Genomic DNA, 21,851 nt, shown 5'->3' with positions numbered 1-21,851 from the left:
CCAATTATTCATAATCACGAACTCCTATATTTAAAATAGAAACAACGTAAGTAAACTGTGTACAGTACCAACTAGAATTATGGTTACTTCATATTGGTAATGGTTGTGATTGCACACCAAAAACGTGTACAGTACCAACCTCTACCTTTGCAGAGGTCAGATGTACTATATTTACTAGGGTGCAATGCCTTTTATACTTCTAAAAAAAGGCTTATATCTTCTTATCTTACTTCCATAAACACCATTATTCTTATCCTAGCTTGCATATTTCTCTTTAATAGATCTGAATATCTCCATATAATACTCAGCATAGTATTCATTATCACTAATCGGTCTATAATTATTTTCACAGAAATCAAAGAACTCCTTAATCGGCAGTTGATTATGCGCAAACTTATTGCGGATATAGATTAGACTATACAAATCTTGTTCTACTTCCCTAACTTGTCCTAACTGCATAATCTCCTCTTTTTTAAACTTGACGTCAGTTGATAATATAAGCATCTCTCTTACATCCGTACCTCGAGGCAGTAACCCCTGAAGTACATATTGTTTAAAGTTCTCATTACCTGATTGTTTTAAAGACTCCTTATTTGCTACTTGATTATAGACGATGCACTCTATTTCTTGTACCTCTTTTAACAGCTCTTTACTTCTAATAGATTCATAATTATCAAGCTGACGCTCTATTACATAGAGCTTATTACTATCTACCTCATTCGATAAATAACCACTCCAGACTATGTCTGACTGATAAGTAAGAAACTCTTTTACACGACTATCATTCTCATATTTTCTAAAGTTGCCTATATCTTTTAGTTTCACCTTATCTATACGAACCAAACCTTCGCATAATTGAAGGTCAACGACCTTGTTCCAAATATAGTTTTTATTACGCTCCTGCGTATCCTTAGCTACTTGTTTATTCACTATACGCTCCTCTTTAGTTTGATAGAGCTCATTTAAGCTTAAACGATCGTTAGATGGTAATTTCAATACTTCTTCTAGCATATAATTCACCATCATCAGTGTGAATACATCATTCTTCTGCTGTTGCTTTATTTTCTTCGTTACTTTAGCTTGTTCTCTTTTATCCTCTGTTATTATCTCATAAACTTCTGTATCATAGAAGTTCTGATAGTTGCTATTCTCTTTATAATGTACGAACCAATCAGCAAAGTCTTCCTTATGCTGTTGATAGCTTTTGCCTTCTAACATCGTAGGTTTGCTATCCATAAAACCACGTTCTATAAAGAGAGGCATAGATAGGATGCGCTCTATCTGTTTATCTAAAGAAGCTACAGTGTAGTTAGACTCTTTTAAGAAAGCAAAACACTCTTTACGAACCGTTTTAAACTGTGGTGTCCCTATACTATTCTTTACTCTTGTGATGACATTCTCTATATATCCTAACCTTGCTTCTAAATACTTATTCAGAAAATCAACTAATGTTCTTGACTTCCGAACTAAATCTATTAACTCTATTGGATAGTCCTTGACCATCACCATATCACTTAGAATTAACTCCAAATCACTTTTACTTGTATCAAAATAAGCAAAGAGTTTCTGTAGTTCTGTATGTTGATATCCCTTCCATTTAGACTTAGATTCTTTGAACATAAAGCGTTTAATATCATTGGCTAACCATACTCCTATCTTTCCTTTTTCAGCATTAAATAAAAGGTGTTTCCTTTTTCTACTTTTATCAATATTAAATTTTGTACTAGATGTATAATTATAATCATCTGCTCTTTGTTTCTGTTCTAGGATTAGCTTCTCTATCTCCTCTTTATCACGAGCTAAATCTCTAGTTATCTTATCTGTATCAGTCTCTTTTAAGTCGTTATCCTTATACTTCTTTAGTATTTTAGTATCAGTATCTTTACTAAGAATCTCATTTATCTGTTTACCTATTTGGTCTATTAGCTTTGCTTCTACCTCTTCAGGAGTTTTCTTTAACTCCGCATTATCTGTTAATAAAGAGAAAAGCATTGAATGAATATCATTCATACTTAGATATGCAATAGGTTGACCAGTGAACACTAAAGGTTTTTCGCTTTTTACATTATCATTTGCTTCTATTATTTGTGTAATAATATCATATTTACTAGCCTTAGTAGCAGACCTCTCTTTAGGGTTTAATGACTTCCTAGCTTCTTCTAAAGCTGCCTTCTCTTTATATTGGGTATCTCTAAGTTTTACATAGATACCTATCTTTCCTGCATTCTTTTGTTCACCTTGATGCTGAAGAGTATGCTCTTTAGGGAAGTCATAACTCGGGTTAGGGAATAAAGTCCATTTATTATCTAACTCCTCCTTATCCTGCTCTTCTAACGAGTGAAAATAACTCGCTTTAGCACTATTTATATCTTTTAAGCGTGCAAATACTGTTACCTTCTCCTTGATTATCCTATCTGATTCTACTTTCCCTAACTGTTTCGTTCTTCTATCGTGTACATAATCTCCTAAATGTACTTGAAATCTCAACGTAGGGAAATCAAAAAACTCATCTAAGAAACGAATAGCAAAATAGTTAAACCTGTCTTCATAGCGCTTGCGAATCACTGGGTGAATTACTCTTGACAGATCATCTGTTTCTACGTCATCCTCATAGTCTTTATAATACTCATTCCAGTCCTCTATAAAACTATTTTGTTGAGTTGTTGATAAATGTTGATATACAACATTCGGCACTTTACTCAGCTCATCTATCATTTGCATCAGTAGCGTTTCTTTTACCCCTTCTTCTGATGTACGTATCTTTTGTTTTAATCCTCTATAAGTATGAAAAGAATAGATACGCTGTGTAGCCATATATTTAATGCTATTACCACTTTCTCTATCAACCTTTCCTTTAAAGCCTGTCAAATTTGCCTTTAGACTATCCATTTCTTTATTTGTCAGAAAGAAAGACAACAGATATACAATACCTTTCTCAGAGATATTTAAAGCAAAGTCAGGATCATTACTTTTATGATGGTTCTTCTCAAAATAAGCATCCGCACCTTTTGCTACTACCGTCTCTTTATCTTTATCTTTATCATTAATAAATGACCAAAAAGCCTCATTATATATCGCATTGAGAATATCCTCTCTTTTATTAGCTTTAAACCTAGTATTCTTCTTCTCTATCTGCTTCTTTTTATACGCCTCAATCAGAATATCTAGTTCAGCTGCAATAGTCTCTTTTAAAAACTCTTTGGTTTTATCTGTTTTTAAATATTTATCTTTCACATGGAGCGCTGTTGACACTAATGAACTATTTAAGAAGTCCAATACCTTATTTTCTATCACTATCTCACTGTGGTGATAATGTGTGTAAAAATTACGCAACTGGTCAACTGCAGTTACTAAAGAGATAAGCATCTCTCTAAACTGTCTTATTCGTTGAGAAAGAGTAAGGTCTATGGTTCTATTTCGTTCCTTAATACTCTTCTTATCCACTGTTTCTAAAATAGGAAAATAACTTGCGAATATTGCCACACGTTTTTCAAAATCACTAATACTCAACTCATCTTTAAAAACATGAATAATATAATTCTTTAAATTACCATTATCTCGCTTAGCTAGTTTACCAAAAGTATTTCTCTTGTTTACCTCCTCAAAGACCTCATAAATATTATTAGAAGCAAGATTAAAATATCCCCCAAAGAAGTATTTATCTGCTATTTTATGAGAATAAAAACGGTTTTGCTTTTCTGTTGTATCTGTAGTAAGTATATCTTTCATATTCGTCTTTTTATTATTTATTCGTTTGGTGTACTCTATCAGCATAATAACACCCGAACACTGTTATAATCATCTTTTTTCTCAACCAATTTGCTACTGGTACAGCGATACCAATAATAACAGCAAAAAAAGCTATCTTAAGAACAATCTCACTTAAGACATCTTTTCCTACACTTGTTATCGTACTATAAACTAAAGCAATAATCAGAATTACAATAGACACGATTCCTAGAGTAAACATATTTCTAAAGAAGAAATACAAACTTTGGAAATTCTTTGCTTGTGCATTTTTGCCATTTACCTCTAAGTAATAATAAGCATAATCAAATAGGTTTTCTGCAGGTACAGCATTATTGGTATTAGCAGCTACCTCGTGTTTCTTATTGTGAAAATACTCTTGATTTAAAAAGGGAATTACTTGCTGGATATAATCATCTAGTTTGATCTCTTGGACAGACTTATAAATTATCTGACGGTAACTACCACACTTTAATAAGATATTAAAAGTGATAATATGAAGTGTTACTCCTATAAGAAGAGCGAATACTAAAGCTATCAAACTATTTGATAAATCCGATAGATTAAATAGAGTACCTGTACTTAATACATTGACAGAACACCAATTTAATAAATGAAGTGCTATACCTCCAGGAATAACAAAAGAGAACAGCTCGTAAAGAGAAAGTTTATCCATAATTTGTGATTAAAACATCTCTCCCAAGGTACAGAACAAACTATTATTTTTAAAGACAAAAAATAGCAAAAATACATATAAACAAAAGAATAAATGGCCTCATCATGATATGATACCAAATAAAAAGCTACCCTATAAATAGGATAGCTCTTTGCCTAATATCGACGACTTGGTTAGGGTTGTGCGCCTCTATAAGTTGAAAAGAAAAAAAATTTGCGTGTTTTGAACTCCGTTTTACTTATTGGCTTAAAAAAATAAAACTTCTATATTTTCTATACAACCAGAGTTTGTTGTTCCACATTTTAAATATACAACCATTTAGCAAAAAATCGCATGATATTTTTACACTACCCAAAATATTGTTAAATTATAATTATTATCTGTTTTTTTTTAATTATTTTACTATGTAGTAAGTACGTTTTATTAACAATAAAACAAGAAAAAAGGAATATAGATAAGACTTATATTTACCTCTTTTGACATATTATAGCACTTTTTACAATTCAAGCCTAAAAAAACAATATCGATGGAAGACTTTTCTTTTCTAAATCTCAATAAAAACACAGTTATAGAGACACATTTTAAATCCTTATTTAGGACAACTCCTATTTTATTAAATAGTCCTAATATTCTCTTTTTTTCCTTTTTTCTCTCTGCAATTAAGACAACCCAAAAAAACAAAAAAGGGCTCCGCATACTTAAATGCGTTGCCCTAATATATATACAAAACAGGAGTTTTTATTTTTTCGCTTCTAAAAGGTATTTATAAATAAGCCCTCCTACTACTGCTCCTAGCATAGGGGCTGTAATAAACAACCAAAGTTGAGGCACATACTCTCCTCCTACGAAAATAGCTTGTGAAATAGAGCGTACAGGATTAACAGAAGTATTCGTAATCGGGATAGAAATCAAGTGAATCAACGTCAGTGCCAACCCAATAGCAATACCTGCAAACTTAGCATTGGCTCTCTTATCTATCTGTAGCTCCTAAAATAATTAGAACAAAGAAAGCTGTCAAAACAAACTCTGTGATAAAGGCAGAAGTCATACTAAACCCCATTGGAGATAAGTTTCCATAACCGTTAGCTGCGAATGCTCCTGGAGTACTGGGATCTATACAACACATCTGACTTCCCTTAAAGATTAAAAACAAAGTAGCAGCGGCGGCAATAGCCCCTAGTATTTGAGAACCGATATAAGACAAAATCTCTTTAGCTGAAAATCTCCCTCCCATATACATTCCGACAGAAACGGCTGGGTTAAAATGTCCTCCCGAAATATGTCCTACAGCATAAGCCATAGTCAAAACGGTAAGACCAAATGCCAATGACACTCCCATAAATCCTATTCCCACATCAGGAACAGCAGCTGCAAATAATGCACTACCACATCCTCCTAATACTAACCAAAAAGTCCCAAAGAACTCTGCAAAATAATTGCTCATAGCAATTTTAATATGTTTACTATTAAGACCTCTAGAATAAGCGAAGTCACATAGTGCGAACATTCTTTAACACCAATACAGAGAATATGATTTTACCTTAATATCATGTTAAAAAGAGGAGAAACAAGAACATAAAAAATTACAGATAGAATATCCCTATAATTACGTGCTCTTTTCAATTATCAACTTTATAAGACTTTAACTTTTTTACACTCCCTTTTCTCAAGGTTAAAAAGAGTATTTCTTGTCTCAAAAACAGAAATTACACAACAAAAAACAACAATTGTATAAGTGTAAAAATAAAAGTGTTTTTACGTCTGCAAAAATCATTTAAAACCTATCTATATATTTAAAAAACAAGTATCTTTGTCTCATCGTTTTGAACAATTCAGACATTAAATGAAGAAACACTTATCCATATTATTCCTATTCTTATCCTTCCTAGTGACGGCTAGCCCTATTATAGAGTGGTCTTGCACAGAGGAGGTGATGACTTGTGGTATGGAGATAAGTAATGATGGTGGTATGTCTTGTTGTGGTGGTGATATGGAGCAAGGTTCTCGCAGTATGGATATGAATATGCCATGTTGTACAGTTGCTTCACGTGTATTAGTTACCATAGCAGAGTTAAAAGTACAAACGCCAAAAGTTGTTCAAGACACAAAGGCTAAAACAGCCAATATTAAATCACAATGGTTTAACTCTAACTACTTAGAGGACTTAAAATCTATTGATTTAGTATCTGTTTCTCCCCTTTCTGTTTCTGTTTCTGGATTTAAGTATAAAGATATAGACCCCTTGTCTTATATCTGTATTTATCGTATATGATATTCTAAAAAAAGTAACTAGTTCACACCTATACCTTTAGGTCACTTTTATATTAGTTACTTCATCCACACCATTTCACTCTATTACTAGATAAGAAAGTATTATTTAAAGTACTTACCTTACTATGTACACATAGTAAGTATATAGCAACATAAATACTTAAATATTCGTTCTTAAGAAGTAATAGTACCTATCTGTGGATCAAATGATAATTACCTTTTTAGTTATCATCGCTAATTTATTTTTATCGGATTTTAGGTTTATAAATAATGTCTAAGCATATGGCATACCTATTGTTGCATAAAATAAAGGATTAGCAGATGTCATTTATTAATACAGTATAATATATATCTTATGCTTAATAAAATCATTAAGTACTTCTTACACAATAGAGTAATCACTCTATTACTACTGGTAGTAGTTATTGTATGGGGACTAATAACAGCTCCATTTAACTGGCACCAAAATATGTTGCCAAGTGATCCTGTGCCAGTAGATGCTATACCTGACATCGGTGAAAACCAACAGATCGTAGCAACCGAGTGGATGGGGCGCTCTCCTAAAGATATTCAGGAGCAAATCACTTATCCGCTAACGACTTCTCTACTGGGTATTCCTGGTGTAAAAACAGTGCGTAGTAGCTCTATGTTTGGGATGTCGTTTATCTATATCATTTTTGAAGAAAATGTAGAATTTTACTGGAGCCGCTCGCGTATCTTAGAGAAACTAAACTCTCTACCTGCTGGTACATTACCAGAAGGAGTTATACCTTCATTAGGTCCAGATGCTACTGCTCTTGGACAAGTATATTGGTACACACTTGAAGGGCGTAATCCTCAGACAGGAGAACCTACAGGTGGATGGGATCCAGACGAGCTACGTACAGTACAAGATTTCTACACTAAATATAACTTATCTGCTGCAGAGGGAGTGTCTGAAGTAGCCTCTATCGGAGGATATGTAAAAGAGTATCAGGTAGAAGTGAATCCTGATGCGATGCGCGCTTATAACGTATCTGTAATGGATGTAATGTCTGCGATTCAGAAAAGTAACCTGGATATCGGAGCAGAGACCATCGAAATTAATAAAGCAGAGTACTTAGTACGCGGTCTGGGATACATTAAAAATGTCAAGGACCTAGAAGACGCTGTAGTAACAGTACGAAACAATGTTCCTGTAAAAATTAAAGACGTCGCCTTCGTTAACTTAGGGCCAGCTACACGTCGTGGGGGGCTAGATAAAGAAGGTATTGAAGCTGTAGGAGGTGTTGTAGTAGCTCGTTATGGAGCTAACCCTATGCATGTGATCAATAACGTAAAAGCTAAAATAAAAGAGATGGAAGCTGGGCTTCCTCAAAAGACACTGGCTGATGGTACCATATCTAAAGTAACCGTAGTTCCTTTCTATGACCGATCAGGATTAATACAAGAAACAATAGGTACACTAGAAACAGCCTTAGCACACGAGATATTAATCTGTATCATCGTAGTAATCGTACTTGTTATAAACTTGCGCGCGTCAGTAATTATCTCTAGTATTCTACCCATAGGTGTACTAGCGACTTTCATCATTATGAAGTATATGGGGATAGAAGCCAATATCGTTGCCCTATCAGGTATTGCCATTGCTATTGGAGTTATGGTGGATGTTGGCGTCGTCTTTGTCGAGAGTATCATCAGGTACATGGAAGAAGAACGAGCCCAAGGAATACAAAGTAAGGGAATGGCCTTTGTCAACCTTATTACAAAAGCGGTATCAGAAGTATCAGGTGCATTGTCAACAGCTATGCTAACCACGATTATCAGTTTCTTACCGGTATTCGCAATGGAAGCGCAAGAAGGAAAGCTATTTAAACCCTTAGCTTACACCAAGACCTTCGCTCTATTATCAGCATTTATCTTAGGGATCATCGTACTTCCTACGATAGCGTACTATGTATACTCTATTAAAATAGACAAACAAAAAGTACGCAAAATAGCCAATTATATCTTAGCTGTAGCAGGTATAGGACTGTGGATATACACAGGTGAGTTTATTGCTGTAACACTAACATTAGTGGCTATTAATAATCTGTTTACACCAGGCTGGAAAGGAGATACAATAGCGAATTATATCAATGTAGCCCTTACCCTATTTGTGGCTTTATACTACCTTACAGTAGAATGGCTACCACTAGGGACGCAGCAGAGTACAGGGTTAAACTTTGTCTTTGTATTCTTAGCTATCGGATCTATATTAGGTGTATTGTGGTTATTAGTGATTTACTATGAGCAGATCTTAAGATGGGCACTTACCCACCGTTGGAAGTTCATGAGTATTCCTATTCTAACATTAGTATTCGGAATGCTAGTATGGTTAGGTGCAGACAAAAGCTTTGGTTTTGTAGCTAAAGGCTTTGAGACTGTGGGATGGAAATCATTTAGAGAAACTGCTTTTTGGCAAAAATCAACAGAGACCTTCCCAGGTATTGGACAGGAGTTTATGCCTAGTCTTAACGAAGGATCATTCTTACTGATGCCTACAAGTATGCCTCATACAGGTATTGAACAGAACCTTCAGTTTATCGGGACACTAGACAGACGTATTTCCAATATTCCTGAAGTAGAATTAACAGTAGGTAAATGGGGACGTGTAAACTCTGCTCTAGACCCTGCTCCTACTCAGATGTTTGAGAATACGATCAACTATAGATCAGAGTACATCCTAGATGACAATGGACATAGACAGCGATTTAAAGTTAATAAACAAGGAGAGTTTGAACTCATCAATGGAACTACCTATAATGTAGAAGATGGTTTTAGACTTATCCCTAGAGATAGTTTAATTATAGACAAAGATGGTAAGTTCTTGCGTCAATGGCGTCCTGAGATCAAAAAGGCGGATGATATCTGGCAAGAAATTGTCAATGTATCTCACTTGCCTGGACTAACCTCTGCTCCTAAACTTCAGCCTATCGAGGCAAGACTTGTGATGCTATCAACAGGTATGCGTGCGCCAATGGGATTAAAAGTATCTGGACCAGATTTAGAATCTATAGAAGCTGGAGGAAAAGCATTAGAAGCGGCGCTTAAAGACATCCCTTCTATTATGCCTTCTACTGTGTTCTATGATCGTGCAGTAGGTGCTCCTTATGTGGAGATTCACCTAAACAGACATAATATGGCTAGATACGGAATTACGGTATCTGACCTGCAAGATGTAATCGGTGCTGCTATAGGAGGAATGGCCCTGACCACTACTGTAGAAGGTCGTGAGCGATTCCCAGTAAGATTGCGTTATCCTAGAGAATTAAGAGATAACCCAGAAGAACTAGCAAAAATGCTAATCCCTACTGCTACAGGAGCTCAAATTCCTTTAAGCGAAGTAGCGGATATAGAGTATGCTAAAGGTTCACAGATGATTCAGAGTGAGAATACCTTCTTACTTGGTTATGTCATCTTTGATAAAATAGAAGGAAAAGCAGAAGTAGATGTAGTACACGAGGCAGATAAGCTATTACAAGCCAAACTAGCCTCTGGCGAACTTACCCTGCCAAAAGGAGTAACCTATAAGTTTGCTGGTAATTATGAACAACAAGAAAGAGCTTCTCAGCGATTACTATACATTGTACCACTGAGTTTATTAGCGATTCTTTTGATTCTATACTTCCAGTTTAAAACGATTGCAGCATCGCTTATCCACTTCTCAGGAGTGTTTGTAGCCTTTGCAGGAGGTTTTATCTTATTGTGGTTATACGGACAGCCTTGGTTTATGAACTTCTCTGTTGGAGATATGAATATGAGAGACTTATTCCAAATGCACAATATCAACCTGAGTATAGCAGTCTGGGTAGGTTTTATCGCTCTATTTGGGTTAGCTACTAATGATGGAGTACTAATGGGAACGTATATACATGATACCTTCGAGGCTAGAGACCCTAAGACTAAAGAAGAAATTCGAGAAGCGGTAGTATACGCAGGATTAAAACGTGTAAGACCAGCAGCGATGACTACTGCTACTGCTCTAATCGCACTTCTTCCTGTGATGACCTCTACGGGTAAAGGAGCAGAAATTATGGTACCCATGGCTATCCCTACATTCGGAGGAATGCTAATACAGTCCATGACCATGTTTGTAGTACCCGTATTCCAATGTTGGTGGAGAGAATGGGCAATTAAGCGTTCCGCTTAATTAATTACGAATTAGGAATTATAAATTAAGAATGGTTGCCCTACGGGTATTATAAATATTATGAGCACACAATACACTAAGGTAGAGACGCATTTAGCCAACACGCCACCTGTCCCATTCACTAAAAATGTCTACTAGACATTTTCTTAACGCTCTGTCCTGTGTCACATCTAGTACATAAACTGTGAACCGGGAACTGTAAACCGTCAACTGTAAACTAAAAAAACAATGAACAAAAATAAAACGTATATATATTTAGCTTCGGCCTTCTTAGCAGTGACTAGCTTCACTGCTACGGCTATAGCGCAGCAGCAACCTAAAGACTCTCTATCGAGCTACCTCAATGTAGCCATAGAGAATAACCCAGGGATTAAAGCACAGAAATTTGCTCATGAAGCTTTTTTACAAAAGATTCCACAAGCAGGTGCTTTTCAGGATCCAGAACTATCTATGGACTTCTATACAGAGCCTATGGATATTGTCGGTGGACGCTCTATTGGTAATGTAAGTATCATGCAGATGCTTCCTTGGTTTGGTACCCGTAAGAGTGCCCGCATAGAAGCTGGTCACATGGCTAATATGCAAAATGAGCAGTACAAAGAAGTCGTTGATAATATTACTTTACAAGTACATACCCAGTGGTATGCCATGCAGAAGCTAAACGAACAATTAAGAAATAATGAAGAGAACAAAAAACTCTTACAACAATTAGAACAATTAGCTCTTAGAAAGTTCTCTGCTCCTTCAAATACAGCAAAACCAAGTGCAACTCCACAAGTAAGCACTAAGACTGCCTCTACTCCATCCGCTTCTACATCAGCAGGTATGGGGGGAATGAGTATGGGTGGTGGCGCTACTGCTAGTAGCGCACCAGCAATGTCTTCTTCTATGGGATCTGGTGGAGGTATGAGCGAAATGGGTAGCAGTAGCGCCTCAGGAATGTCCGATGTATTGCGTATCGGATTAGAGCTTATAGAGATAGAGAATAATATTGAAAGCTTACACTCTCAATTAAAAGCAGAGAAAGCAAAATTCAATGCTCTTTTAAACAGAGAAGCAAACCATGAGGTAGTATTAGGTGAAATAGAAAAAACTTCTTTTATCTATGGAGAGCAAGATGCTCTTCTTGCCATAGAGGCTAATAATCCTATGCTTTCAATGATCACAGAAGAAGGTCTTGCCTATAAAGCAAAAGCAGAAATGGACAAGAAAATGAGCTACCCTATGATAGGGCTTGGATTGCAGTATATGGTTATCGGAAAGACTAATGATAAAATGCTGGCTATGGGAGATATGAATGGAAAAGATATGATTATGCCGATGGTCACTGTTAGTCTTCCTATCTTCCGCAAAAAGTATAAAGCCCAACAAGAAGAAGGTAAACTATGGTGGAAGTCTAGTGATCAAAAATTCGAAGACACTTACAATACTTTAAAAAGTGAGTATTATGGATACAAAAGTCAATTAGATGATGCTGAACGAATTGTCACCTTGTATGAGAAGCAAACTACATTAGCTGAGACAACTTACAACCTTATTATCAAAGAATTTGTAACAGGTAAAAGCGATTTAACCAATGTAATACAAGTACAACGTCAATTATTAGATTACCAATTAAAAAAAGCAGAAGCAATTGCTAACTACAATACCATGGTAGCTTCTATCAAGAAATTATTAGCAATACGTGACAACACACAAAATATTTAGGCAATGGACAAAGTAAGAAATATATTCAAAAACAATATTGTGCATTATAGTGCAATATTACTTGTAGGTTTATTATTAGGATGGATGGTCTTTGGTGGTGCAGGATCGCATGAACACAATGGAGAACCAGCTACTACAGAAGAGGGAAATACGGTATGGACCTGTTCTATGCACCCACAAATCAAAATGGATAAACCAGGGAAGTGTCCTTTATGTGCTATGGACTTAATTCCGCTTAAATCTTCTGGTGGTGGTGATGACGCAATAGACGATCAGGCAATCCAGATGTCTAAAGAAGCTGTCGCTCTTGCTAATATACAGACTACTGTGGTAGGACATCAAGATGCAGTAAAAGACATTCAACTCTATGGAACCATACAAGTAGATGAGCGATTACAACAATCTCAAACTTCACATGTCAATGGTCGTATTGAAAAGTTATATGTTAACTTTACAGGAGAAGCTGTAAGACAAGGACAACTAATCGCTACTATCTATTCTCCTGATCTACTAACAGCTCAACAAGAGTTATTAGAAGCTGCTAAGTTAAAAGACTTACAGCCATTATTATTAGACGCTGCTAAAGAGAAATTACGCATCTGGAAGATGTCAGAAGCTCAAATAAGCAAAGTCTTGAGCACAGGGAATGTTTCTCCTTATGTATTGGTACATGCGAATACAAGTGGTATTGTGGTAGAAAAGAGTGTAAATCAAGGAGATTATATTAATCAAGGAACTGTATTATACAGTATCTCTAACTTATCTAAGCTATGGGCTGTATTTGATGCCTATGAGAATGACCTTCCATTTATCAAAGAAGGAGATGTATTAGAATATACATTACAGAGTTTACCAGGAGAAGTATTTAAAGGAAAGATTGCTTTTATCAATCCTATTATAGATGCTACTTCTAGAACAGCTAAAGTAAGAGTAGAAACAGACAATAGAAATAATAATCTTAAACCTGAGATGTACGCGAGTGCAAGAATATCAGCTCCTTTAAAACAGTACAATAAAGAAATGGTCATTCCTAAATCTTCTGTACTATGGACAGGTAAACGCTCTGTAATCTATGTAAAACAACCCAAGACTGCTACTCCTGCCTTTAAGCTAAGAGAAATTGTATTAGGACCTTCACTTGGAGAAAACTACGTAGTAATGTCAGGATTAGAAAACGGAGAAGAAATCGTAACTAATGGAGTATTTACAGTTGATGCCAGCGCACAGTTAGAAGGAAAACGCAGTATGATGAATAATGATAATGCTCCTGCTGCTACAGGTCACGCTAATCATGGTAATGATCACAGTACTACAGCAAGTACTAATCTAGAACATGCCATGCTTAAAGTAAAAGGAAACTGTGACCTGTGTAAAGAGAGAATAGAAACCGCTGCTAAAAAAGTAAAAGGGGTATCTACTGCTTCTTGGGATGTAAAAGAAAAGGTACTACACCTTAATTTTGACAAAAAACTAACCACTAAAGCTGCCATATCTAAGGCTGTAGCTAAAGTAGGGCACGATACAGAACTAGACAAAGCTACAGATGCAGATTATAAAGCCTTACACAGCTGTTGTCAATTCGAAAGATAGTAAGTCGCTTCGCTCAAATTAAGAGTTAAGAATTAGGAATGGGTGCCTTTTAAGGTATTAGATACTTAGATAATGTGATGTGGTTTGTCCAAAATGTATATACATGTCTATAACAACACACAAAAAACAGAAAAAAGAATGTAGACCTACTCTACCTTCTTTTTTCTAACTTTACTTGACAAAAAAGATGTTGTCGCAGATTTATAATCTGTGACTTGAAATAAAAAGAACAAATATCAAATAACAATCAAATGAAAAAAGTAATTTTAAGTTTTGCAGTATTAGCTTTCACACTTACTGCATGTAATGACAAAAAGCAAGAAACAACAGCTCCTACAACAGAAGAGCACACAGGACATGATCACGATGATCACACTACAGCTAGCGCTGCTGAAAAAGTAACAACAGTAAAAGAATCTGCTGTATTACAATCTACTCTTGATGCTTATTTCTTAGTTAAAAAAGCACTTCAAGAAGACAATCAAGCAGAAGCTGCTACAGCTAGTAAAACATTAGTAACTAATCTTAATGCAGTAGTAACAGAAGATGTTAAGGCAAAAGAACTAGTGAAAGAATTAGTAGAAACAGCTACTAAGATTGACGTAGCAGACATCAAGGTACAAAGAGAAGAATTCGAAGACCTAACAGAAGATTTAGTAAAACTAATCAATACGGTAGGAACAGACAGAGTAGTATTTGAACAATACTGCCCAATGTACAACAACGGTGAAGGTGGTCAATGGCTAAGTGATGTAGAAGACCTATCTAACCCATTATACGGTTCTTCAATGCTTAAATGTGGTGCTAATCAAAACAAAATCACATTTGAAACTAAATAGGCTTATAGGCTAAATAATAAAAGGCTGTCCGATGTGGACAGCCTTTCTATTTTTATTGGAATATTATTCATAAACTTTAAATAAGGTACTTTTTACATTTCCCATTGTATACCTAACCTCACTATTACTTTTTTCAGTAAATATAAATTCTGTTGTCGTTGTATTAAGATAAATAGATAGGCGATAATATCCTTCTCTATACCCTTGTTGTAATCCTTCTTTATATTCTTGTTCTACTTTGACTACATCAGGATTCACTTGATAAGCCTGATTAATCATCTCTTGAAAACATTCTGTTGTTAGAGAAATGAAACATAACTCATTTAAAGAAATACTAAAACCAGGAACAAATGGTGAAGTACCTCCTCCACTTATCCTCCAATTTCCTTGAAGCCATTTTGGTGTTTGAATCTTAGTTGAGGTAGAAATTCCATCAACTATTTCACTCTCATTTACCTCATTATTATCAGAAGAGCAAGCTAGTGCCATAGATGCCATCATTAGTAATAGAACAATTCTTTTCATTTCATATTTTTTTATTATTAATACTACTTCCTTTGTTTCCTTAGCAACGACAAAGGTATATCCTACAAATGACTCTTCCTTACAGTTTTACATACCTAAAGAAAAAAAAGTAACTGATAGCAAGATACTTACAAAAATCTAATTACTATTATAGGCACTAAAACTGAAAATATAAACTCATATAAACTTGATGAGCTCTAATTTTATAAGCCTGGTCATTTAGTATTAACTCACTTTTATCTGCCCATAGTTTACCTAAGGTAAATCTAGCTCCTATCTGCTGTCTCTCTTTTAGACTATACATATAATCTAGCTCTACTGTCAAATAATTTTTATCCATCGCTCGATATCTAAAAGCAGGAAGGTAAATCTCTTTATACAAACTTTGAAAAGTAGTGTCTTGTTGTGTAAAAGCTTTTTGTGATTTCTGAGCTTCAAAACTCACTCCTACTCCTATTTGATACTTTGGTTTTTGATAAAGTACCTTAGCTTCAGCCTTTGGAGTTTGTTTATCAAGTTGAGATTTAAAAAGTGTCTGCTTATAATACTCATCATAACTATCTTTTTGGTAACTCAACCCTAAACTGTATAACCAAAACTGACTATGTCTATAAGTAGTACTCACCCCAATCCTATATTGATTCTCATCTAGTACATAGGGTTTTATCTCTCCTATTTTAACATAATCATAAACACCAGAAAAATCATCGTTTACCCTATTATAACTATATCTATTTTCTTTCCCTTTTAAAGAAGTTAATTGAGCAGAGAGCTGTAATTGAGCTTGCCATTTTCTAGACAATACATAATTAAACTTTACTTCTGGCAAATAGTTATAACTTGTTAACTCATAAAGGTTAATCGTTGTTTCTTCCTCTGTTTTTAGGTTGCGTATCTCTGTCTGAAATAGAAAATCAACAGAGAAAGGGTTCTTTTTCCATAGGCCAGCAGAAGCACTGATAGAAGTAGTGTGTTGTTTGTATAATCTCTTTTTTGAAAACACGTGATCTTTATGCTGATGATCATACATTCCAAAACCACGAAGTAGAAAAAACTGTTGTTTTACATTTCCCTTCCACACATCTAGAGCAATATGCTGATTGTGAATTTCATACCCTGCACTTAGTCCAACCTCATGCTTATCAGACCAATTATACTTTGTCCCAGCATTTATTCCAAACCAAGAAGTAATATCTTTAGCACGAGGATCTGTCTGGCTATAAGCATAATCTCCTTTATAATAAAGATGAACCCCAAAGGCTAATTGGTTAAAAACTTGGCTATAACGTGCACTTAAATCATAATATTGAAAAGTATAATCAGCTATTTTTTTATGCACTAAACCATAAGGTCCATAAGCATCCCCTAGTCTCATTGCTTGAGCATATATTTGGTCTTGATTTCCTTTACTCACTGCTACAGATCCTAGAAAAGAAGCTGTTGTATCTATTACGTTTAGCCAATTAGCTCCAAGTCCATAGGTTTTAAACTGTTTTCCCTTTAAAGGATTATAATCATTTTTATACTTCTGTTTTTGATAAAAACTATAAATCTCTGTTTGATCTTTTGCTTTATCTTGATGTAGATAAGCAGGATTTACTCTATAGAGTTCCTGTTGCTTCTTCACTAAATTATATTGTGTTTCCAAAACAATTGGAGTAGCATTAGACTGTTTATTTTCTTCTTGTGTCCATCCTTTTAGCGGAAAAGCAACTATGGCTAAAAACACAATATTTAAGATATTATTTTTCACTTTTTGTCTAGTTTTAGCGTTACTTCAATACCAAAATATGGGGAAGTCCACTTGCGTTGATTTACATTATAATTGTTCTTATACTTGCTATTGACATTAACAATATGATTGACAAAAAAGGAAACACTACCGAAGTGTTTAAATTCCTTAGTCCCTTTAAAGTTCACTGTAAAGTCTGGCTTAGTCTTATCTTTAGCAAAATTAGTTTTCTCACTTGTCAAATCCAGGGGCAAGAGCTGTTTATCTTGGTCTACACTACTGTCAAAGTCTATCTGATGAACCTGTGCTGTGTGATCCAGATAAGCAGAAGGCTTAAAAGATTCACTTCTAGACAACTGTGAAGAAGAATACCACAGCGCTTGTATAAAAGTGGTGAAAATTAGTTTTAACTTAGGAATACGAGTATTGATCCACAGATTGGTATTGAACCTACTTAGCGTTACACTTCTTGCTTTATCATAAATTCCTACATAGGGATATACCTCTGTGTTAATTAAAGTTTTGGGATAAAACATCTTAGGTTGATTAGAGCTGTACTCTGTTTGATAATAAGCTCCATTTACTTCCACAGTTGTATTAATTGGATTTATCTTTGGGAATACCAACCTGTACTCTATTCCTTTTTTTTCTACTGTACTACTATTACGCACCTGTGGAAGCATAATAAAACTGTACTTATCTTCTGTCAAAAAATCATTTTTATCTGGCCTGCCTACAACAGGATGTTGAGGTTTAGTAAACTTGGTATAGTTAATAGGACTATACTGATAATGATAATCAAAGCCACCTGATGAATCCTCTTTAAACCCCGTCAAAGAAAGCTCAAAGTCTTGTATAGAAAAATCTACTCCTACTTCAAGCTTTGTAGTTTTACTTGCTTTAAGATTAGGGTTTTCTACTTCGTGTAAAGAGGTTTGTGTAAGTAGTAATCGATGTTCTGGATTGTTATCATACCAGTTTAATACTTCTATATCTCTGTAAATACGATCAGGATAGAGATAATCTAGTGTAGGTAATTTGTTTTGTTGTCCAAATCCTATTCGAATATTAGAGCTAATATTATTTTGTTGGTTGTAATAGGTTTTAAAGTTCATTTGAACTCTAGGCTCTAAAAGTACTTTTTTTTTTAGATAATAATTATCAGGAAGATTATACATCTGAACTCCTCTAACTCCTGTGCTTAGTTCCATTGTAGAAAAAAGCTTAGGCATTTCAATATCAATATTGCTCTCTAAATAGTATGCTGTATGAACCAGAGCAGGTATAGCTGAGTTTTTTCGAGGTCTGATAAAAGCATTGTCTGTAGGAAAAGGAGGTAGATTAGGATCTACTACCGCGCCTTTGCCATAGTTCTTTGAGCTATTGTACTCCACGCCATAACTGATTTGTTGGCTAATATGCTTGGATAGGTTTAAGTACTTACCTGCGTTTAGTTGTAAAAATACATTCAAAGGAGCATTATCCATCTGATAACTCGTCTTATACTTTGAGGGTAAATAGTGCGCCTCGTGTACGCCTGGTTCAGTAGTATTAGACATATTAACTCCTCCATCAGAATAGACCATTAAAGAACGATCCAGCACATCTATAGTATAATCTAAATGAGATAGAAACTCGAGCTTATCTATCCATGATTTGTTTAACCAAGTAGAAGCTTTCCAAGTAAGGTCAAGTTTTTGATACTTGACCTTATACACTTCTTCATTATACTCTGTTGACTGATCACTTTTATGATTATCTAGTGTCTGGGTATAGTTTAACTTTGTATTGATATCAAAGGGCTGCTGTAATATTTCCGTTGTAAGGGTGTGATTAGCTTGAGTGGTTAATCGGGTAAACTTGGTTAGCGATTCTCTCACATCAGGTTTAGAGCTTAAGATATCCATACCCAAGTGCAGTGCCCCTGCTTTAGTACCTAAATCTATTCCTTTTCCTATATAAGCTAATTGTACATCAGGGTCTACCTTAGCCCGTAATTGTATTGGAGTAACTCCTTGCTTTGCATTTAAGTTAATCTGTCCACTTGATAAGTTACCCTGTTTAGCAGAAGAGATTCCTCTTGTGATACTCATACTTTCAATATGATCCGTAGAAATCATACGCATATCAAGACCTGAATTAAAAACTAAGTTTCTCTCCTTTGCATAAGAAGGATTAGATCCAGCAGTAATCCCATAGAGTTGATTGCGACTTCCATCATTATTCATCGCTACTCCATTAGAAACAACTGATACACCCAAAGAGCTATTAGAATCCTTTCCTGACTGTCTAAAACTAACCCCATTAAACTGATTTAGAGAAGTAGGTTGATATAAACTCCCTGGCAACAGTACCATAGCATCTACGATAGAGGTTGGTTGTATATAGGTTAATGCACTCTGACCTATAGTTGCTTCTGATCCAGTTTTCTTATCGTACTTAGCCATGATGATAAACTCTTCTAATACGATACTCTCTCTGATAAGTTGTATTGTTACTATTTTGGTAGTAGGTGTGATTTCAATACGCTTTTCTTGTGTAAAATACCCCAATGCCGATATACTACAATCATAAGTTCCAAGGGGTAATTTTATACTCGCTTCTCCTTTGTGATTAGTAGTGATATCTGAGTTTAGACTTGAAAATGCTATTGTAGCATAAGCAATTGGTTTTAATTCTTCATTTTCTACTTTAATAACCAAAGTTTGCCTGTTGTTTTTAGATGGAGCCTGTCCAAAAATAAAAATACTAACAAGCAAGAAGAATAAAGTAACAAAGTATTTTTTTTCCATATAAATGAGTTAAAAAAAAATCTATTGCCCGTATTGCTAAAACACAAACAATAGATTTCTACTAAAAAAGAATTGATATTACTTTGCAGGGAAATTTCTTTGACCTACACGAATCTGAAAATCTTCAGTAGAATTATTGGTATCTGCATATACCTTTCTACCTTCTTTTTCTTGTTTTACTTTACGTGTATAAACTTCTCTTGTACCTGTATCGCTAACAGCAATATATCCTCTGTCTACTTGGTTTAATAAAGATTTGTATTTCACCTGACCTACTTGTCCTGTTTCTACACCATCAATAATAATATCTACTGGAATCTTGAACGCTGATTTAGGGCCATACATACTTTCGATATTAATCATATTTTGAGTTAAAAACTCTTTTAGATCTCCTTCTTGCTTAAATAAGAAAGCTGGTGCATACCCAACACCATAACCCAACATATCAGCATGTGTTGTTCCGTTAATAATCACGTTTGCTACTTTAGGATTATCAGTATCATTACTTCCTAATACCGCTTCAAAATCAACACCACTTAAATCTGCTGCATTCTTATTCTTACCTCCCTCGCTGAAATCCTTTGCAGAACGTGCAAAGACCTTTTCTTCTCCAGGAGCGATCGGATACTCTTTACCAGAACCTGGGAATGTATAAATTAGAGCTGCTAATATCTCATTATTAGCCATTACTTCTTGTGTAGTAGTATTATATGGAAACTTATTCCAATGTTCTGTCATAGCAAAAGAAACTCCATCTAGATACTTAGTTTGATTACTGTTATTATAGATTACTACATACTGATCCCCTAACTCTACATATTCTCCATATTCATCCTCAGCACCTTCTCCCGCAGTGAAAAGTTCGCTGATTACAAGACCATCTAAAGTCTGTTTAATTAGTTCAATATCTACTATAATAATCTGATCCTTATTAATAGATACATTACTTTTTAACCCAAAGCCTATTTCTTGGTCTTCTAATTTAATATCATAATTTCCTACTTCAAGAGATAATTCAACTTCTCCTTTTGTATTTAATTTTCCTGTTAATTTTTTAGATGAATTTTGATTGTACAATTCATAAGTAAAATTAGAAAAGTCTTCAATGGTTTTACTACCATCATTAGCCCTAATAGTAATGGTAAAATCTTTAGTTTGATTCGGTATATTAGAATCATCACTTGAACATGCTGTAAATAGTAACACCATGGTCAAAAATAAAGCACTGGCTTTGGAAAAAGCTTTCATATTTATTTAGATTAATTTTAAACAGTGCAAACATATAAGTTTATATCAAAAGTAAAAAGGATAATTAAATATTTATTAAAAATGATTCTAAATAACACGCGCTTTAATTATAGTTCCCAAACCTCTTTAAAGAGATAACAACAACAAACAAAAGCACTTACACAAGACTTCTAGAAATCCTTCTTCTTAATATATTAACCTATATCTGTAGTATTTCTAACGTTCAATTCTAAGAAAACACGTCCGTTTTCAATATTATATATCACTACTATAAGTTAACTTCTTCTTTGTAGTTTACTTTTTTAGCTCAACTAAACCAAGGTGACTTACTTTGCTTATTCTCATTACTTTTATATTTTGACTTATTTGGAGACTATTTAATCTTTACTAATAAAATGGCTTTTTTTTCTAAAGAACCTAAATTAAACAGTGAACAAAGGTAAATCCAATACAAAAGTTAGATTGTTCTTTTTATTCATTTTACAGATTTATACTCTTTATATAACCCTATTACTCGTTCCAAAGAAACGACCTTAGAAAACTAACAAAAAAG

General features: G+C 34.6%; 11 protein-coding genes and 1 pseudogene. 5 read left to right on the top strand and 7 right to left on the bottom strand.

All coding sequences use genetic code 11. From position 1 onward, the window contains the following. Positions 1-255: 255 nt before the first annotated feature. The 3 genes and pseudogenes from cas13b to aqpZ all read right to left on the bottom strand — a co-directional run bounded on the left by cas13b (position 256) and on the right by aqpZ (position 5,867). The gene (gene cas13b, locus AABL87_RS15000) at positions 256-3,729 is read right to left on the bottom strand and encodes a type VI-B CRISPR-associated RNA-guided ribonuclease Cas13b (RefSeq protein ID WP_006265509.1); all 3,474 of its coding nucleotides are present in this window, start codon (positions 3,727-3,729) and stop codon (positions 256-258) included. Positions 3,730-3,742: 13 nt separating this feature from the next. Continuing rightward, positions 3,743-4,423 (bottom strand): type VI-B CRISPR accessory protein Csx27, encoded by a 681-nt coding sequence (gene csx27 / locus AABL87_RS14995; protein WP_006265510.1) that lies wholly within the window; start codon positions 4,421-4,423, stop codon positions 3,743-3,745. A 738-nt stretch (positions 4,424-5,161) separates the two neighbouring features. Then, positions 5,162-5,867: pseudogene (gene aqpZ, locus AABL87_RS14990) on the bottom strand (aquaporin Z). A 399-nt stretch (positions 5,868-6,266) separates the two neighbouring features. Here aqpZ and AABL87_RS14985 point away from each other — a divergent pair. The 5 genes from AABL87_RS14985 to AABL87_RS14965 all read left to right on the top strand — a co-directional run bounded on the left by AABL87_RS14985 (position 6,267) and on the right by AABL87_RS14965 (position 15,001). Next, positions 6,267-6,695, top strand: a complete 429-nt coding sequence (locus tag AABL87_RS14985) for a hypothetical protein (RefSeq protein WP_006259953.1) — start codon at positions 6,267-6,269, stop codon at positions 6,693-6,695. Between the two features lie 354 nt (positions 6,696-7,049). Further along, complete coding sequence (locus tag AABL87_RS14980) at positions 7,050-10,865, top strand: efflux RND transporter permease subunit (protein ID WP_006265512.1); 3,816 nt, start codon at positions 7,050-7,052, stop codon at positions 10,863-10,865. Positions 10,866-11,093: 228 nt separating this feature from the next. Next, entirely contained in the window at positions 11,094-12,572 is a 1,479-nt protein-coding gene (locus AABL87_RS14975; protein ID WP_006265513.1) for a TolC family protein, read from the top strand. Positions 12,573-12,575: 3 nt separating this feature from the next. After that, the gene (locus AABL87_RS14970; protein WP_006265514.1) at positions 12,576-14,162 is read left to right on the top strand and encodes an efflux RND transporter periplasmic adaptor subunit; all 1,587 of its coding nucleotides are present in this window, start codon (positions 12,576-12,578) and stop codon (positions 14,160-14,162) included. Between the two features lie 251 nt (positions 14,163-14,413). Then, a complete protein-coding gene (locus tag AABL87_RS14965) occupies positions 14,414-15,001 on the top strand; it encodes a DUF3347 domain-containing protein (RefSeq protein WP_006265515.1) in 588 nt (195 codons plus the stop codon). 63 nt (positions 15,002-15,064) lie between these two features. Here the strand turns inward: AABL87_RS14965 and AABL87_RS14960 are convergent, their stop codons facing one another. From AABL87_RS14960 to AABL87_RS14945, 4 genes are all read right to left on the bottom strand, one after another. Then, positions 15,065-15,526: a hypothetical protein gene (locus tag AABL87_RS14960; RefSeq protein WP_006265516.1), complete on the bottom strand. Its 462-nt coding sequence runs from the start codon at positions 15,524-15,526 to the stop codon at positions 15,065-15,067. A 157-nt stretch (positions 15,527-15,683) separates the two neighbouring features. Then, entirely contained in the window at positions 15,684-17,279 is a 1,596-nt protein-coding gene (locus AABL87_RS14955; RefSeq protein WP_006265517.1) for a DUF6850 family outer membrane beta-barrel protein, read from the bottom strand. Next, the gene (locus AABL87_RS14950; RefSeq protein WP_006265518.1) at positions 17,276-20,050 is read right to left on the bottom strand and encodes a TonB-dependent receptor domain-containing protein; all 2,775 of its coding nucleotides are present in this window, start codon (positions 20,048-20,050) and stop codon (positions 17,276-17,278) included. The genes AABL87_RS14955 and AABL87_RS14950 overlap by 4 nt, the downstream gene beginning before the upstream one ends. Positions 20,051-20,128: 78 nt before the next feature. Then, entirely contained in the window at positions 20,129-21,298 is a 1,170-nt protein-coding gene (locus AABL87_RS14945) for a DUF4876 domain-containing protein (protein WP_006265519.1), read from the bottom strand. Positions 21,299-21,851 lie beyond the last annotated feature (553 nt).

Origin of the sequence: Myroides sp. C4067, assembly GCF_038039665.1 — a bacterium.
Classification (GTDB): domain Bacteria; phylum Bacteroidota; class Bacteroidia; order Flavobacteriales; family Flavobacteriaceae; genus Flavobacterium; species Flavobacterium odoratimimum.
Note: the sequence above shows the minus strand (reverse complement) of the source record. Positions and strands in the feature narration are given on the sequence as shown.